The organism is Sinomicrobium endophyticum (genome assembly GCF_052983315.1).
The window spans coordinates 99,050-115,293 of sequence record NZ_JBRKIS010000041.1 but is presented as its reverse complement, the minus strand read 5'-3'; the positions used below and the strand labels follow the sequence as shown (position 1 = coordinate 115,293).

9 protein-coding genes are annotated in these 16,244 nt (G+C 46.8%); 6 read left to right on the top strand and 3 right to left on the bottom strand.

Annotated elements, in window-relative coordinates; genetic code table 11:
* Positions 1-151: 151 nt before the first annotated feature.
* Positions 152-625, bottom strand: a complete 474-nt coding sequence (locus ACVBDU_RS15765; RefSeq protein WP_447180689.1) for a GNAT family N-acetyltransferase — start codon at positions 623-625, stop codon at positions 152-154.
* Between the two features lie 97 nt (positions 626-722).
* Positions 723-2,012 carry a fumarylacetoacetase gene (gene fahA / locus ACVBDU_RS15760; RefSeq protein ID WP_447180688.1) on the bottom strand — a complete coding sequence of 430 codons (1,290 nt, stop codon included), beginning with the start codon at positions 2,010-2,012 and terminating at the stop codon, positions 723-725.
* Between the two features lie 179 nt (positions 2,013-2,191).
* On the opposite strand from fahA, the gene glyA reads away from it, so the two are divergent.
* The 6 genes from glyA (at position 2,192) to ACVBDU_RS15730 (ending at position 14,169) form a co-directional block, all read left to right on the top strand.
* On the top strand, positions 2,192-3,466 hold the full coding sequence (gene glyA / locus ACVBDU_RS15755) for a serine hydroxymethyltransferase (RefSeq protein ID WP_447180687.1): 1,275 nt from the start codon (positions 2,192-2,194) through the stop codon (positions 3,464-3,466).
* A gap of 1,482 nt (positions 3,467-4,948) precedes the next feature.
* The gene (locus ACVBDU_RS15750; protein ID WP_447180686.1) at positions 4,949-8,035 is read left to right on the top strand and encodes a SusC/RagA family TonB-linked outer membrane protein; all 3,087 of its coding nucleotides are present in this window, start codon (positions 4,949-4,951) and stop codon (positions 8,033-8,035) included.
* A 30-nt stretch (positions 8,036-8,065) separates the two neighbouring features.
* Positions 8,066-9,640, top strand: a complete 1,575-nt coding sequence (locus ACVBDU_RS15745; RefSeq protein WP_447180685.1) for a RagB/SusD family nutrient uptake outer membrane protein — start codon at positions 8,066-8,068, stop codon at positions 9,638-9,640.
* Between the two features lie 307 nt (positions 9,641-9,947).
* A complete protein-coding gene (locus ACVBDU_RS15740) occupies positions 9,948-10,910 on the top strand; it encodes a glycoside hydrolase family 43 protein (RefSeq protein WP_447180684.1) in 963 nt (320 codons plus the stop codon).
* Positions 10,911-11,089: 179 nt separating this feature from the next.
* A complete protein-coding gene (locus ACVBDU_RS15735) occupies positions 11,090-13,069 on the top strand; it encodes an alpha-L-arabinofuranosidase family protein (protein ID WP_447180683.1) in 1,980 nt (659 codons plus the stop codon).
* A 116-nt stretch (positions 13,070-13,185) separates the two neighbouring features.
* Positions 13,186-14,169 carry an arabinan endo-1,5-alpha-L-arabinosidase gene (locus tag ACVBDU_RS15730; RefSeq protein WP_447180682.1) on the top strand — a complete coding sequence of 328 codons (984 nt, stop codon included), beginning with the start codon at positions 13,186-13,188 and terminating at the stop codon, positions 14,167-14,169.
* A gap of 4 nt (positions 14,170-14,173) precedes the next feature.
* On the opposite strand, the gene ACVBDU_RS15725 is transcribed toward ACVBDU_RS15730, so the two are convergent.
* Positions 14,174-16,135 (bottom strand): glycoside hydrolase family 97 protein, encoded by a 1,962-nt coding sequence (locus ACVBDU_RS15725; RefSeq protein ID WP_447180681.1) that lies wholly within the window; start codon positions 16,133-16,135, stop codon positions 14,174-14,176.
* Between the last annotated feature and the right edge of the window lie 109 nt (positions 16,136-16,244).

Sequence of the window (16,244 nt, the reverse complement as noted above, 5' to 3'; positions counted from 1 at the left end):
AGGAAAAATCAGTCAGTCAGAATACAAATCTCCGAAAAGCCCGGTTTTACGGCAGTATTCCGGTTTTAAATATATAAAAACTTCTTTCTGAAAGCTAACTACGATTATAAAAAGTATCCGAAGTAGAGAATCTGTAGGGGAGGATGTGAAATTATAAAGTCTTTGTCATAAGATAATTGGCGAGTTCCGTCCCTTTTATAGTGACCACCTGTTCCTTTACAATTCCGAACCCGCATTTTTCAAAGAAAGGTCTTGCCGTTTTGCTGACACCAGCTGTTAGCTTTGTCTGTCTGTTCCGCAGGGCTTCTTTTTCTATTTCACCGTACAATTTTTGTGCTATTCCCTTTCGTTGATATCTGTGATGTACAAACAGGAAATCTATGTAATTATAATTCCGGAGAGTGCAGAAACCGGTAATGTTTTCCTGGTCTTCCGCAACCAGGATAAACTGTTCGGTCAGTGCTTTTTGCCAACGGTCCCTGTTTTCAATGCCTGAAGCCCATACCCGGACTTGTTCCTCCGTATAATCTGCCTTGCAAACGGAAAGTACAGTATTGGAGAACAGTTGTTGCAATTCCGGAAGATCTTCCGGTTTTCCCTGTCTTATGGTTATTTCGTCAGGCATGAGTATGTTTTCCAAGAAATAAAAAATGCCCGGACACGGTCTGCAATAGCATACAGGTAAAGTGTCCGGACATATATCTGTTTTATGACAGTTGTCGTTATTTTCGTTTTTCCCCGGGAGCAGGCAGCAATTTCGTAGAAATTTCCCCGAAGCCGATACGTACTTGTTCATTTTTACAGAAACCCTTCATGGTAACGGTATCTCCATCCTCGATAAAACTCCTTTCCGTACCGTCTTTCATCTTCAAAGGTTTTTTTCCGCTCCAGCTAAGTTCCAGCATGGAGCCGTAGCTGTCCGGCGTAGGGCCGGATATGGTACCGCTTCCCATCAGGTCCCCGGAGATGACGTTGCACCCGTTGACGGTATGGTGGGCCAACTGTTGCGCCATCGTCCAGTACATGTATTTGAAATTACTCCTGGATACGGTTACCGGTTCACTGTTTTCCGGCGTAAGGCTCACTTCCAGCTCAATGTCAAAACTCTTTTTTCCTTCATATTGCAGGTAGGGAAGGGGCACGGGTTCCTGTTTTGGCCCGGCTACACGGAAAGGTTCCAGGGCATCGAGGGTAACGATCCAGGGAGAAATGGAAGAGGCGAAATTTTTTGCCAGGAAAGGTCCCAGCGGTACATATTCCCATTTCTGGATATCCCGTGCACTCCAGTCGTTAAAAAGTACCATACCGAAGATATAATCTTCCGCTTCTTTTACCGGGATAGGCTCACCAAGCTGGTTGGCATCTGTGGTGATAAAGGCCATTTCCAACTCAAAATCCACCCGTTTTGACGGACCGAAAACCGGGGTCGTTTCCCCGGGAGGCATGGTTTGCCCCATAGGACGGCGTACCGGAATACCGGAAGGGACAATAGAAGAGCTCCTGCCGTGATACCCTACCGGGATATGGAGCCAGTTGGGCAGCAGGGCATTGTCCGGACCGCGGAACATCTTGCCTACATTAGTAGCGTGTTCTTTACTGCTGTAAAAATCCGTATAATCCCCTATCTGCACGGGGAGTTGCATTTCTATTTCGTCCAGGGTAAAGAGTACGATGTGCCTGTGTCCCTGATTTTCCTGTAAGGCAGGATTATTTATATCGAATAGTTCGGCGATGCGGTTACGTACCAGTCGCCAGGTTTTTTTTCCGTCGGAAATAAAATCGTTAAGGCTGTCCTGCAAAAAAATATCGTCCGTGAGCGGAATGCCTTCAAAGTATCCGAGCTGGTGCAGGGCGCCGAGGTCTATAGCCGTATTCCCTATCCTGGTACCGATGGTTATCACATCGTCCCTGGTGAGGAAAACACCGAAAGGGATATTCTGGATGGGGAAATCAGAATCTTTGTCTACCTGTATCCAGGACTTTCTCTGCGGGTCGTTCGCGGTGATAGGCATAATAAAATTGTTAATTTATGTTTGATAAAATTGTATTCAAAGATATTATTTTCGACCAATTTACCGAATGTATTTGTTATTTTTGGCATTTCTTTGAGAAAGTTGTTTCGAATACTCCTCATGTTCTTGAAAACGACGGACAACCGGACACTGATTATTGAACTTTGAACTTAAAAATAATGCAACGAGACGAACAGATTTTTGAACTGATTGAAGCCGAAAAGGAACGCCAGTTACACGGGCTGGAACTGATAGCATCGGAGAACTTTGTAAGCGGACAGGTTATGGAAGCGGCCGGTTCGGTACTGACCAATAAATATGCCGAAGGGTATCCCGGAAAACGCTATTACGGAGGATGTGAAGTAGTGGATGAAGTAGAGAATATAGCTATCGAAAGAGCCAAAGCCCTGTTTGGTGCCGAATGGGTTAACGTACAGCCGCATAGCGGATCCCAGGCCAATACGGCGGTATATCACGCCTGTCTGAACCCGGGAGATAAGATCCTTGGTTTTGACCTGTCTCACGGGGGACACCTTACACACGGTTCGCCTGTGAATTTTTCCGGTAAACTCTATAATCCTGTTTTTTACGGAGTGGATGAAGAGACCGGTACGCTCAATTACGATAAAATTGAAGAAATAGCTAAAAAAGAGCAGCCCAAGCTTATTATTGCCGGGGCTTCCGCATATTCCAGGGATATAGATTTCAAACGTTTCCGGGAAATAGCCGACAGTATTGGCGCCATATTGTTTGCCGATATTTCGCATCCTGCCGGGCTGATCGCCAAAGGCATACTCAACGACCCGATTCCGCATTGCCACATTGTAACTACTACTACACATAAAACCCTGCGCGGTCCCAGGGGTGGTATGATAATGATGGGAAAAGATTTCGAAAATCCTTTCGGTATAACCCTGAAAAACGGAAAACCGCGTATGATGTCTTCGTTGCTCGACAGTGCCGTATTCCCGGGTAACCAGGGCGGTCCGCTGGAGCATATTATCGCTGCCAAAGCAATTGCTTACGGAGAGGCGCTTACCGATGAATTCCTGCATTATGCACTCCAGGTAAGGAAAAATGCACAGACTATGGCCAAACTGTTTGTGGAAAAAGGCTATAAAGTGATCAGTGGCGGTACGGATAACCATATGATGCTAATAGATCTCAGAAACAAGGATATTTCCGGTAAAGAAGCCGAAGAAGCGCTGGTTAAAGCGGATATCACCGTGAACAAGAACATGGTGCCGTTTGACGATAAATCACCTTTCGTTACTTCTGGTATCCGTATCGGTGCCTCCGCTGTTACCACAAGGGGATTAAAAGAAGCTGATATGGAGACCGTAGTGGAGTATATCGATGAAGTGATCACTAACTTTAACGACGAGAATGTTCTGGAAGGCGTGAGGGAAAAAGTAAATGCGATGATGAAAGAAAAACCGTTGTTCCAATGGTAATCTGATATTGAACTCATCTTGACTTTTGTGATTGAAGTAAAAAGATCATTTTGTAGCCTCCCGATAATTATCGGGATAGAAAAGTCAAGATGAGTTCATTTTTGTTTTTCCTTCTGTACCAAGAAAATACTGATATAAAAGAAGTCCTTAGGGACTTCTTTTTTTGTTTGGGCCTGAAAAAATATTGACGTACCCGGGGTAAATCCAAAAGTTTTGGAGTTCTGAGTTTAGGAGTTATGGAGGATGCACAGAAGCTGAAATTTGAGATATTTATCAAAAGAGTCGGGAAGGTGCAAGGAGCATAATACTGGTATAAATGCAAAAAAAATATTTTTTAATTGAAAGATAGTACGGGAACGTTAAAATTTATATCTAAGAAAATCTACTTTGTGTCCCTTTGTGCCTGCTTTGATTCCTTTGTGGTAAAAAGATATATTGAGTAATTCTATGTTTAAGGTTTGTTGCCGGTTACCGGTTTGCCAGTTTCCCGGTTGTTGATTAGTTTGGAGTCGGTTAGTTAGGGAGTTGAAATGGGAAACCCTCCCTACAAAACTCCATCCCGATATATATCGGGACTCCAAGACTCCCAAACTCCAAGACTCCCAAACTCCAAGACTCCCAAACTCCAAGACTCCCAAACTCCAAGACTCCCAAACTCCAAGACTCCCAAACTCCAAGACTCCCCAACTCCAAGACTCCCCAACTCCAAGACTCCCAAACTCCAAGACTCCCCAACTCCAAGACTCCCCAACTCCAAAACTCCCCAACTCCAAAACTCCCCAACTCCAAAACTCCCCAACTCCAAGACTCCCCAACTCCAAGACTCCCCAACTCCAAGACTCCCAAACTTAGCCCCCAATATCTTCTATCTTTATCAGGTTCCTGAGTCCTTCGGCAAACTTAGGATTCCCCCCGGACGGGCAGGAACTAAAGTCGAAGAGCAATCTTTATCAATCACCACAAATCTCCCGTTCTCCTCGTCTCCTTGTCTTCCTGTATATGATGCGTTTGCCTTGAAAACCATAGTAATGCGAATTAAGGATTGAAATTAAATCTTTATACCTTCAGGGGTATACGTTGTTACGATTTAGTTATTGAGTTACTAAATCTATAGGTATTGCCTAAATAACCTAAATAACTCAGTAGCCTAATAACCGGACAGAAAAACCGCAATTGATTGATCTTTAGCCAAAACAAAAATCTGACCCTTAATTCGCATTAGTAACATATTTGTTTTTAATCCATTACATATATTTTAAAGAAATTGACGCATCACCAGTAATTAAAAATACAAGAATTGCAGAGAAATAACTCAGAACTCCCAACTAAAAAACTCCTCAACTTTTTACGTATCGCGGATTAAAATCATTACAAAAGTGTAATTTTTACAATAAAACATTTGTTTTTTTAAGGGTTCTTTGGTTATATTTGTAAATGTATTGACTACACTTATTTAATTAATAACAACCAAAACCCAGATCCATGTGCAACAAATCACCAAAAAGCCACAGTGTACTTCGCTTATTTAAAAGATGGTTGTGTTCGGTAGTAACGCTTTGTGTGGCAATAGGGCTGCATGCCCAGGGAGGCAGTACGGTAAGCGGAACTGTGCTTTCAGGGGCGGACGATGAACCTTTACCGGGGGTTACCGTGAGGGTAAAGGGAACTGATAAGGGGACCGTTACCGATTTTGACGGCAATTATACCATCTCACTTACAGGGGAGAACAATATACTGATCTTTTCCTATATCGGGTTTCGTACCGAAGAGGTTCCTGTGAACGGTCGCAATGAAATTAATGTAGCCCTGGAAGAAGACCTCGCCAAACTGGACGAAGTTGTGGTAGTGGGGTACGGAACTCAGAAGCGGGCCGATCTCACCGGGTCCATCGCTGTAGTCGATGCCGAAGAGATCAATAAGGTGTCCGGCAATGATGTGGGACAATTATTGCAGGGAAGGTCTTCCGGAGTAACCGTTACCAGCGACGGGCAACCGGGGGCCGCGCCCAATATACGTATCCGGGGAGTCAGTACTTTCGGGGACAACCAGCCGCTGTATGTAGTGGACGGGGTGCCTGTGGGGACTTCCATACGCGATTTCAGTCCGAATGACATAGAGAGCATCCAGGTGCTCAAAGACGCTTCCGCCGGTGCCATATACGGTTCGAGGGCCGCAAACGGGGTGATTATAATCACCACCAAAAAAGGAAGAAAAGATACCCCTTTGAAAATAGATTATCACGGGTACTACGGAGTAGACCGGGTAAACCGGACAATTCCCGTACTGGGAAGAGAGGATTACCAGATGATCGTTAACGAAAAGCAGAGCAATGCGGGCCTGGCGCTCATTCCGGGCAATGATCCGTCCTCACCGCTTTATGTCGATGATATAGATAACGACTGGCAGAAAATAGGCCTGAAAACCGGGAGCCGCCAAAGTCATAATTTCAATTTTTCGGGTGGTGGCGAAAATATAACCTATAATGCCTCCCTCGATTATTTTGAGAACAAGGGACTCTTTGTAGGGAATGGCCCCACATATGAAAGATATTCCGGCAGGATCAATACTACTATAGAAAAAGGCAGGTTTAAAATGTCCCCCTCCCTGTACTATGCGCATTCCTTTGAAAATTCGCTGACCTACAGGACAGACGTACTTACCGGGGGAAGACCGCCGCTGATCAATGATCTGGCCATGGCCATTCCCACTATGCCTCTATACGACGAAAATAACAAAGGTGGCTGGGGAGGGACCAGTTCGCAGGTACACAACGCCATTGTTCTCAATGTACCCGGAATCAACAGTTTGTTTGAAAACTGGGTGGAGACCGATCGCATATTTGCCGTAATAAACCCGGAAATAAAGTTACTCGATACGGAAAACCACAAGCTTACGTATAAGCTGAACCTCAGTTACGATAAAACACATTCACGCGATTTTTCTTTTGTACCTGCCTTTGAAATGGGGTATTTCTTCGGTTCCGGTATTTCCCTGCTGGACGATAATTCCCGCGAATATACCGTGAGCCTGGTGGAGAATACGCTCAACTATACCGCTACATTGAATAAACATACGTTGGATGTATTGCTCGGTCAGACTTACCAGAAGAATAAATTCGTGCTTCGTACGGGACATTCCGAAAACCTTCCCGAGCCCTACTATCCGGTACTTTCCAACGGGGACAACCAGACTTCCGGCGGTATGGAAGAAGAAAGTGCGCTGGCATCTTATTTCGGGCGTATTAACTATAACTTTGATAACCGTTACCTGGTTACGGCTACAGTACGGAGAGACGGTTCTTCGCGCTTTGCACCCAATAACCGTTTTGGTACATTTCCTTCCCTGGCTTTGGGGTGGAGGCTTTCCAACGAAGAATTCTTTACGGTTCCGGACAATATCATTTCCGAACTTAAAATACGGGGAAGTTACGGACAGTTGGGAAATCAGAATATAGGCGATTACCTGTATCAGCAGGTAGTAAATCGCAACGTACTGTACAATTTTAACGGACAAAAGGTTTCCGGGGGACTGCAAACCAGTCTTTTTTCCAGGGATATCAAATGGGAGACCACCACATCCGCCAATATTGGTATTGATGCCAGCCTGTTCAACAGTGTATTGGACCTTACCGTGGAATACTACAACAAAAAAACAACCGATGTACTGGTAGGGGTGCCCATACCTGCTTCTACAGGGTCCATTAATACTGCACCTACAGCAAATGCCGGGAGCCTTCGTAACACCGGACTGGATATGGAGGTAACCTATCATTACAATAACGGAAAAGAATTCAGTTTTGACCTGTCCGCCAATGCGAGTACCCTGAAAAACCGGGTACTGGCGCTGGGAGGTAATAATGAGCCGGTGTATGGTACCGGCTCAAAAACAGAAGTAGGAGGGGAAGTCGGCCGGCATTTCGGCTACGTTTACGACGGCATTTTCCAGTCCGCAGAAGAAGTGAGCAACCATGCTTTTCAGAGCGCGATCACCGCGCCGGGAGATATACGGTTCCGGGACCTGAACGGGGACAATGTCATCAATGCGGACGACCGGGCTTACCTGGGTAGCGCCCTGCCAACCGTAACTTACGGACTGAATTTTACCGCGAACTATCGCAATTTCGATTTTACCCTGTTTGCTTCCGGGGCAGCCGGCTTCTATATTAACAGCCGTCTGTACCGCAGCCTGATGTGGTCTACGGACTATATCAATTCTCACACCGATATCCTCAACAGATGGACGCCGGAAAATACCGACACCAATATCCCCAGGGTAGTATCTAATGATGCTAACGGAAATTCGAGGGATTCCGACAGGCCGGGCTGGCTTCAAAAGGGGGATTACCTGAGACTGAATACGATCTCCCTGGGCTATACCATACCGGAAGAAGCCTTCGGCGATTTTATAAGTTCGGCAAGGGTATATGCCACAGCGCAGAACGTTCATACGTTTCAGAAATACAAAGGGTTTAACCCCGATTTTAATTCCGGGGTATGGAACCCCGGTTATGATGACGGAACCTATCCCAGGCCAATTACCTTGTTACTGGGCGTACAGCTATCTTTTTAGACAATCCTGAACCTGCCAAAAGACAAACCGATGAAAAAACGAATTTATTATATAGCAATAGCAACAGGTATAAGCCTGCTGACAGCCTGTAATGACGAACTGGACCTGAAAAACCCCAGTGCACCCGAAACAGAAGTGTACTGGTCTACGGAAGACCATGCTTATGAAGGCATCAATGCCGTATACAACAGCCTGCTTGTGGATGGTTACTACATGCGTATGACCCCCGCACTTACGGACGGACGCGGAGATGATTTTACCGGGGACAGCCCGTGGCTGGATCTCATACAGGTGGCCAATTTTACCATATTGCCAACTTCCGGCCCGGTACAGTGGATGTGGAGTGCGTATTATCAACAGGTATTCCGGGCAAACCAGGTAATTACCCATGTGCCCGGCATTGAAATGGACGATGCACTTAAAGACCGTTGCCTGGGACAAGCTTATTTTTTGCGCGGACTGGCTTATTTTCACCTGGTGACCAATTTTGAAAAGGTGCCGCTAATTCTCGAAGTCCCTGAGGAAGAAGAAGATTACTACCAGCCGACGGCTGCTTCCGAAGCTATCTGGGAACAGATCATTTCCGATTTTGCCAGGGCGCAGGAGTTACTCCCGGTTAGTTACGACTCCGTAAACGGACCGGACCGGAGACAAACAGGAAGGGCCACAAAGGGTGCTGCCACCGGGTTTCTGGGAAAGGCTTATTTGTATACAGAACAATGGGCACAGGCAGAAGAGGAGTTCCGAAAGCTTATAGAAGGGCCTGAAGTTAACATATACAGCCTGGTAGACAATTACCGGGATAATTTCAGTCCGGGGACCGAAAACAATGCCGAATCGCTTTTTGAAGTACAGTTCGCCACCCCCGAAGAAGTAGGTGGTACCGTAATGAATTACGGGGGCGAACCGGGATCGGACTGGAGACAGGTGTCTTCCGTAGGACATACCTATGCCATGGAAGGTTACGGCTATTCCGACTTTTTGCCTACCCGATGGGCGTATGAAGAATTCAAACAGGAAAAGACAACAGACGGTAAAAGTGACCCCAGGTTACTCGCTACCATAGCTTCTTATGAACCGGACGATAATTCCGTTACGGTATATGGCGGAACGCCCTGGCCTCATGCCGAAGATGCCATTTTCCCGAGAAAATATACCCACGATGGCCTGGAAGGATACACTACGGAAAGCCAGGGTGGTGTAGAGCGTTCAGGGATCAACTACAGGATAATGCGTTATGCCGATGTATTGCTCATGTATGCCGAAGCGCTCAATGAATTGGGCCGTACGGAGGATGCTTATGCGTATATACAACAAGTAAGGGACAGGGCTCATCTCCCGAAACTGGCTACGATAAAACCGGGAATGGGCCAGGAGGAAATGCGCGATCAGATCGCACATGAGCGCCTTACGGAACTGGCTATAGAGAGTGTTCGCATTCACGATATTATCCGCTGGGGATGGCTGTACGACAGCGAAAAACTCGCCGAACTTCAGGAACGTGACAGGGATTTTACTTCCTGGTCTCCCGGAAAGGAATACCTGCCCATTCCGCAAACGGAACTGGATGTAAACCCGAATCTCGAACCGAATTCGGCCAATTAAAATATATTAGTTTGTTTAGTACATGACAAAAATTGAATTTCGGTAATTCCTCTCCCGAAAGTTTTCGGGATTGTTACCCCCAGCCATTTCGACCAGGCTAAAGGGAGCATCCCGATGAATATCGGGACGAGGAAAATCAGGCTCCCTTTAGTCCCGATAATTATCGGGAGGGGGTAAACTGATTTTCCGGTTAAATTATACAAAAACAATTTTTATTATGTACTAAAATTAGTTGGTGTGTTTGAAAAATATCATGCGGTGGTTTTAATATGCTGCCGTATGGTATTTTAAACAAAAAATGATGTAAATGAAGACAACGACAAAATTATACCGGCACCGGTGGGGTGTATTTTTCTTTTATCTCTTTACCGCCCTTTATGTGCAGGGGCAAAACCCGGTTATAACCCATAAATATACGGCAGACCCGGCAGCACTGGTCTATAACGATTCCGTCTATCTCTATACCGGCCATGATGAAGCCGATAAGGATTTCCATTTTTACAATATGAAAGAATGGCTCGTTTTTTCCTCTTCCGATATGGTGAACTGGAAAGAACATAAAGTCCCGCTCAGGGTTAAGGATTTTTCCTGGGCAAAAGCAGATGCCTGGGCTTCACAGGTCATAGAGCGAAATGGTAAATTTTACTGGTATGCCACCGTAACCCATGCCACAGTCCCCGGAAAAGCAATAGGAGTGGCCGTGTCCGACAGTCCCGTCGGACCTTTTAAGGATGCGTTGGGGAAAGCCCTGGTGACCAATGACATGACCAAAGCAACGGATATTAGCTGGGACGACCTGGACCCTACGGTGTTTATTGACGATGACGGACAGGCTTATTTGTATTGGGGAAATACCGCATGCTATTACGTCAGGTTAAAAGAAAACATGACAGAACTGGACGGTCCCATCCATACCATAGAACTTCCGAATTTTACCGAAGCCCCCTGGATCCACAAACGGGGAGACTGGTATTACCTGTCCTATGCCTATGAATTTCCGGAAAAAATAGCCTATGCCATGAGCAGGTCTATAACCGGACCCTGGGAATACCGGGGCATTCTCAACGAGATCGCCGGGAATAGCAATACCAATCACCAGGCGATAATTAATTACAAGGGAAAAGACTATTTTATATATCACAACGGCGGGATTCCCACCGAAGGAGGTAGTTTCAGGCGTTCGGTATGTATAGATTATCTATATTACAATGAAGACGGCACCATGAAACGGGTGATCATGACCTCCGAAGGCATTGATCCTGTTGATTAGGTAATGAGATAATTTGCCAATGTGCCAATTTGATAATGAATTAATGCAAAAACAGAAGTTAAAAGACAAATTCCTCCCCCCCGGGGAGGTGCCGAAGGCGAAGGTGGATTCCCATAAAGCCCCAAATACTAAAATCTAAAATCTAACATCTAATATCCAGAATCTAACATCTGATCATCATGATAAAACCAATCCTTACAAGTTTAGCCGGCCTGGCTTTTTTTGCCGGTGTTCATGCCCAGCAATCCGGGCCAATGGTAGTCAAAGCCGATGAAGTTGTGGCCGAAATGCAGCCCACCATGTACGGCGTTTTTTTCGAAGACATTAATTTCGCCGCCGATGGCGGACTGTATGCCGAACTGGTAAAGAACCGTTCTTTCGAATTTACCTTTCCGCTTATGGGGTGGTTACAACCCAATAGCGACCGTCATTCCCTGAACGAGAACTCCGGTTTTGCTCAGGTGTTAAAGTCAGGAAAGGAGAACAACACCCGTTTTTGCAGGGTGGAGGTGAAGAACGATAAGGAGTACAGCCTTATTAACGAAGGTTTCCGGGGTATGGGAGTAAAGGAAGGCGAGACTTATAACCTGTCTCTCATGGCGGCAAAGCAGGAAGGAAATATTTCCACTATACGGTTCCGGTTTATCGACACTTCCGGTAAAGTACTGGGAGAAACCGCCGTGCAGCCCGATGGAGGGGACTGGAAGGAGTATACAGCTGCGATAACACCTACCGTAACAGAAGCTAAAGCGCAATTGAAGATAACCTTTGAAGGTACCGGGATCATTGATCTGGACATGATCTCCGTCTTTCCCGAAAACACCTGGAATAATCGTCCTAACGGACTGCGGAAGGACCTGGTACAGTTGCTGTATGACATAGACCCCGGATTCCTGAGGTTTCCCGGCGGCTGTATTGTAGAAGGAAGGACGCTGAACGAGCGATACCAGTGGAAAAAAACCGTAGGGCCTGTTGAAAACCGGGAGATTATGGTAAACCGCTGGAACATGGAATTCAAGCACAGGCTTACTCCGGACTATTACCAGTCTTTTGGGCTCGGATTCTTCGAATATTTTCAGCTGGCCGAGGATCTGGGGGCCGAGCCCCTACCCATTCTGGGCTGTGGGATCGCCTGTCAGTTCAACACCGGAGAACTGGTGCCTATGGACCAGCTCGACCCATACGTGCAGGAAGCGCTTGACCTGATTGAATTTGCCAATGGCCCTGTGGATTCCTCCTGGGGGAAAATACGGAAAGACATGGGACACCCGGAGCCGTTCAATATGAAATATATTGGTGTCGGAAATGAACAATGGGGACCCGAGTATATAGAGCGCTATAAGGTTTTTGAAAAAGCTATCAAGGAAAAATACCCGGATATGATCATTGTATCCGGAAGCGGTCCGTTCCCTGACGGTGAACACTTCGAGTATGGTATGGCCGAACTCAAAAAGTTGAATGCGGAGATCATAGATGAACACTATTATCGCTCCCCGGAGTGGTTCCGTGAAAATGCAGACCGTTATGACAGTTACGATCGCAACGGGCCCAAAGTATTTGCGGGGGAATACGCGGCTCAAAGTGTAGCTATTGCCAGTCCGGAAAACCGGAACAACTGGGAATGCGCCCTGGCCGAAGCGGCATTTATCACCGGCCTGGAACGCAATGCGGAAGTGGTGCATCTCACATCCTATGCCCCGCTGATGGCCCACAAAGAAGGCTGGCAATGGACCCCCGATCTCATCTGGTTTGACAACCTGAAATCTTACGGAACACCTAATTATTATGTGCAAAAACTGTTTTCCCTCAACAAGGGAACTCATGTGGTTCCCGTTACTCTCAATGACAAAGCCCTGACCGGGCAGGACGACCTGTATGCAACAGCTTCGCTGGATGAAAAGACCAATGAAATTGTTCTGAAGATCGTAAATACTTCCGGACAGGCAAAGGAGCATGAAATCGTTTTTAAAGGTGTTTCCCGCTTGCATTCCCGAGGAAAAATAACAGTACTGCAAAGCGATGACCTGCAAGCGGAGAATTCCCTGGACAACGCAAAGCATGTAAGTCCCGCGGAAAAAGAGATCAAAGTGAAAAAAGACGGACTTCAGGTTTCCCTGCAACCGTATTCCGTTAACGTGATCCGGGTTAAAAAGAGATAGGCACTGTTACGGAAAAAAGGTCTTGTGAAATACCCATAGCCGAAAATCCGGATACCTCCCGGAAGCTTTCGGGACCATCGGGAGGACTTTTGAAAAACAAATAACTATAAGAGTATATGAAACGTATTTCTTATTTGGTTTATCTCTTATCCCTGTGTACAATACCAGCTGTAAACGCACAGGATATACGTGTTCACGATCCGGTGATGGCGGTGGAAGGGGAAAACTACTATCTCTTTTGTACGGGGAGGGGAATTTCTGTTTTTTCCTCCCCCGACATGAAGCACTGGCAACAGGAAGACCCGGTTTTCGAATCCGCCCCGGCATGGACACAGGAGGTTGTGCCGGGATTTAAAAATCACATCTGGGCGCCGGATATTTTTAAGCATAAAGGGAAGTACTATCTCTATTATTCCGTTTCCGCTTTCGGTAAGAATACCAGCGCCATTGGCGTAGCGACCAATGCGACCCTGGACCCGGATGCGGCGGATTTCAAATGGCAGGACCACGGTATAGTGGTAAGGTCTGTCCCTAACCGCGATTTATGGAATGCCATAGACCCCAATGTAGTGCTGGATGAAACCGGTGTGCCCTGGCTTACCTTCGGCTCGTTCTGGGAAGGCATAAAGCTTGTAAAACTGTCCGAAAACCTGGTTTCTGTTGCCGATCCGGAAGAATGGCATACCATAGCCGGGAGGGAGCGTTCCTTCGGTATCGCAGGTGAAGACCCCGGAGATGCCGCTATAGAAGCCCCGTTTATTTTCCGGAAAAACGGGCAGTATTACCTGTTTGTTTCCTTTGACTATTGTTGCAGGGGAGAGGACAGCACCTATAAAGTGGTCGTGGGGAGGTCCGAAAAGGTAACGGGCCCTTATCTCGATAAAGAGGGAAAACCCATGACGGCAGGGGGCGGCTCTCTCGTCATAGAAGGTAACGATCGCTGGGCGGGGGCCGGGCATAACAGCATATATACTTTTGAGGGTAAGGACTACCTTGTCTTTCATGCCTATGACAGTACGGACGAAGGCAGTCCCAAACTCCGGATCATGGAAGTGCGCTGGGAAGACGGCTGGCCGGAAGTGGATAAAAGCAAGTTGTAACCGGTCAGAACTTCATCACAAATCCGCCGTAAGGCTGCATAATTACCGAAACTTTTTCGTCTGGGAAAAGATCGTTTTTGGAAAAGCTTTGCGCCTCTTTGTCATCCGTTATCATGTACCCGACATCAGCGTTTATAAAAGAGAGATCGAGATTGAGCTCTTTTTCCGAATCTTCCCCGTTGATACCGCATACATACCAGTGTTCCCCTTTTTTCCTGGCAAATACCGCGTATTTCCCGGGGTAACCGTCAATAAACCGGGACGTTTCCCAATCTGTCGGCAGGGCTTTGAGATATTCTTTTACATAATCCGGCACCTGCGACATGCCCTCTGCGGTTTCCGCCATATGCTGTATACCGGAAAGGAAAAGTACGGGAAGCGCCAGTTCAAAGCTTTTGGTGGTTTTCCGGTCTATATTCGGGATTTCCGTCAGAGACATGGGAGTAAAGTCCATCGGGTCGAAGACATTGCGGGTAAAAGGCAGTATCGCGCAGTGTTCCGGGGCCAGGTCGGCATTTGCCTGGTCGAAGGTAATGAACTCGAAACCTTTTACCGATTCCATCGTAACCAGGTGCGGATACGTCCGTTGCCAGCCCCTCGGAAGGGTGGTACCGTGACAATTGACCATCAACCGGTATTCGGCGGCATCCTTAAAAATGTCGTGGTAATAAGCGATCATGGATTGTCCGTCACCGCCAAAAAAATCCACCTTGATCCCGGCAATTCCCATATCATGGAGTTTCTGAAATTCCTCCTGCCGGCTTTCTGAGGTCAGTAGTTGGTTTCGGGGATGATAGGGTGTGGTGTTCCAGCTTCCCGCCGAATTGTACCAAAGGATGAGTTTTACGTTTTTTTGTTGGGCATAACCGGCCAGCTCCGCTATTTTGTCATACCCGATGGTCGTGTCCCAGTTAACATCTATCAGGCAATAGGGCCATTGCATTTCCGAAGCGTAATCTATAAATTCCTTTTGGATATCATAAGTGATGGATTCGTCTTTCAGAAGCGCCCAACTCCAGGAAGCAGCCCCGGGTTTTATAAAGGAAATGTCCGTATCCTCCGGCACGGGTTTCGCCAGGTCGGTGCCGAGCGTAGACTCCGCTATGGTCTTCAGGTCGCCGATAGCGATGATGCGCCAGGGGGAATACCACGGTAAGCGCGATTCCGGTAACAGTCCACCGCCGGGAAAAACTTCTTCTTCCTGTGGAAAAGTTACCTGGTACGCCTTTTCTTCCTCGTGATACCGTAAGCGGGTAGCGCAGAAATTGCGTTCCGGTGCGGTTTCCGATACCAATGCCCAGGTATCCCCGTTCCGGAAAAGCGCCGGATAAACCCAGCCTTCACCGATAGGGGAAGGGGTGTCGGGGCTGACTTCCGCCAGGTAATTTTCTTCATAGGACGGATTGGAGCGCTCCCACCCGGTTTTCGCTTTGGCCATAGGTTGCAACCAGGCCCGGCTTTCGGAGGGAAAGTGATAGGTTGTTTTTTCTTCTGTTATTTTCGTTACGGTTTCCGTTCCTTCCCCGCTATGCGGGAAATAATACCGGAAAGCCACCCCGTCATCGGACAACTGGAATTCGATATCCATAGGTTTCCCGTCTTTATTCTGCAGGTGTGCAACATAACGATGTGCATTGTAGGATATATCTTTTTCCTTACCGTATACCAATTGATAATGATCTTCCACCTGCCCTTCATCCGTTACGGAAAGCAGGGAGAGGCCGCTGTGAAAATCCCCGTCTTCCCGGACTACACCGAGACGGGAAGTATCCAGGACTACGGAATCCCGGTAGGTTACCAGGTAAAAAGGGGACCGGTTTTCCGAAAGTCCGAACTCAACCCGTATATGTTCGGAGGGAGCCGTAAAAAGGGCGGAAGTTTCTTTTTCCCCGGAGCAAGCCGGCATTAAGGCAACCATCAGGAGTGCAAAACTTCGAAAAAGTAATGTTTTGATCGGATAATACATGTGAATATAATTTATATGTACAATATACATTTATTTTTAAATAGTGCAAAATAAAAGATTCGGATACGGGAGAGTAAACGGAAATAAAAAAGGCGAGTTGCCCCGCCTT

Excerpts from the sequence above, each read along its gene's own strand:
- ACVBDU_RS15765 (WP_447180689.1), bottom strand. The coding sequence starts at position 625 with ATGCCTGACGAAATAACCATAAGACAGGGAAAACCGGAAGATCTTCCG.
- fahA (WP_447180688.1), bottom strand. The coding sequence starts at position 2,012 with ATGCCTATCACCGCGAACGACCCGCAGAGAAAGTCCTGGATACAGGTA.
- glyA (WP_447180687.1), top strand. The coding sequence starts at position 2,192 with ATGCAACGAGACGAACAGATTTTTGAACTGATTGAAGCCGAAAAGGAA.
- ACVBDU_RS15750 (WP_447180686.1), top strand. The coding sequence starts at position 4,949 with ATGTGCAACAAATCACCAAAAAGCCACAGTGTACTTCGCTTATTTAAA.
- ACVBDU_RS15745 (WP_447180685.1), top strand. The coding sequence starts at position 8,066 with ATGAAAAAACGAATTTATTATATAGCAATAGCAACAGGTATAAGCCTG.
- ACVBDU_RS15740 (WP_447180684.1), top strand. The coding sequence starts at position 9,948 with ATGAAGACAACGACAAAATTATACCGGCACCGGTGGGGTGTATTTTTC.
- ACVBDU_RS15735 (WP_447180683.1), top strand. The coding sequence starts at position 11,090 with ATGATAAAACCAATCCTTACAAGTTTAGCCGGCCTGGCTTTTTTTGCC.
- ACVBDU_RS15730 (WP_447180682.1), top strand. The coding sequence starts at position 13,186 with ATGAAACGTATTTCTTATTTGGTTTATCTCTTATCCCTGTGTACAATA.
- ACVBDU_RS15725 (WP_447180681.1), bottom strand. The coding sequence starts at position 16,135 with ATGTATTATCCGATCAAAACATTACTTTTTCGAAGTTTTGCACTCCTG.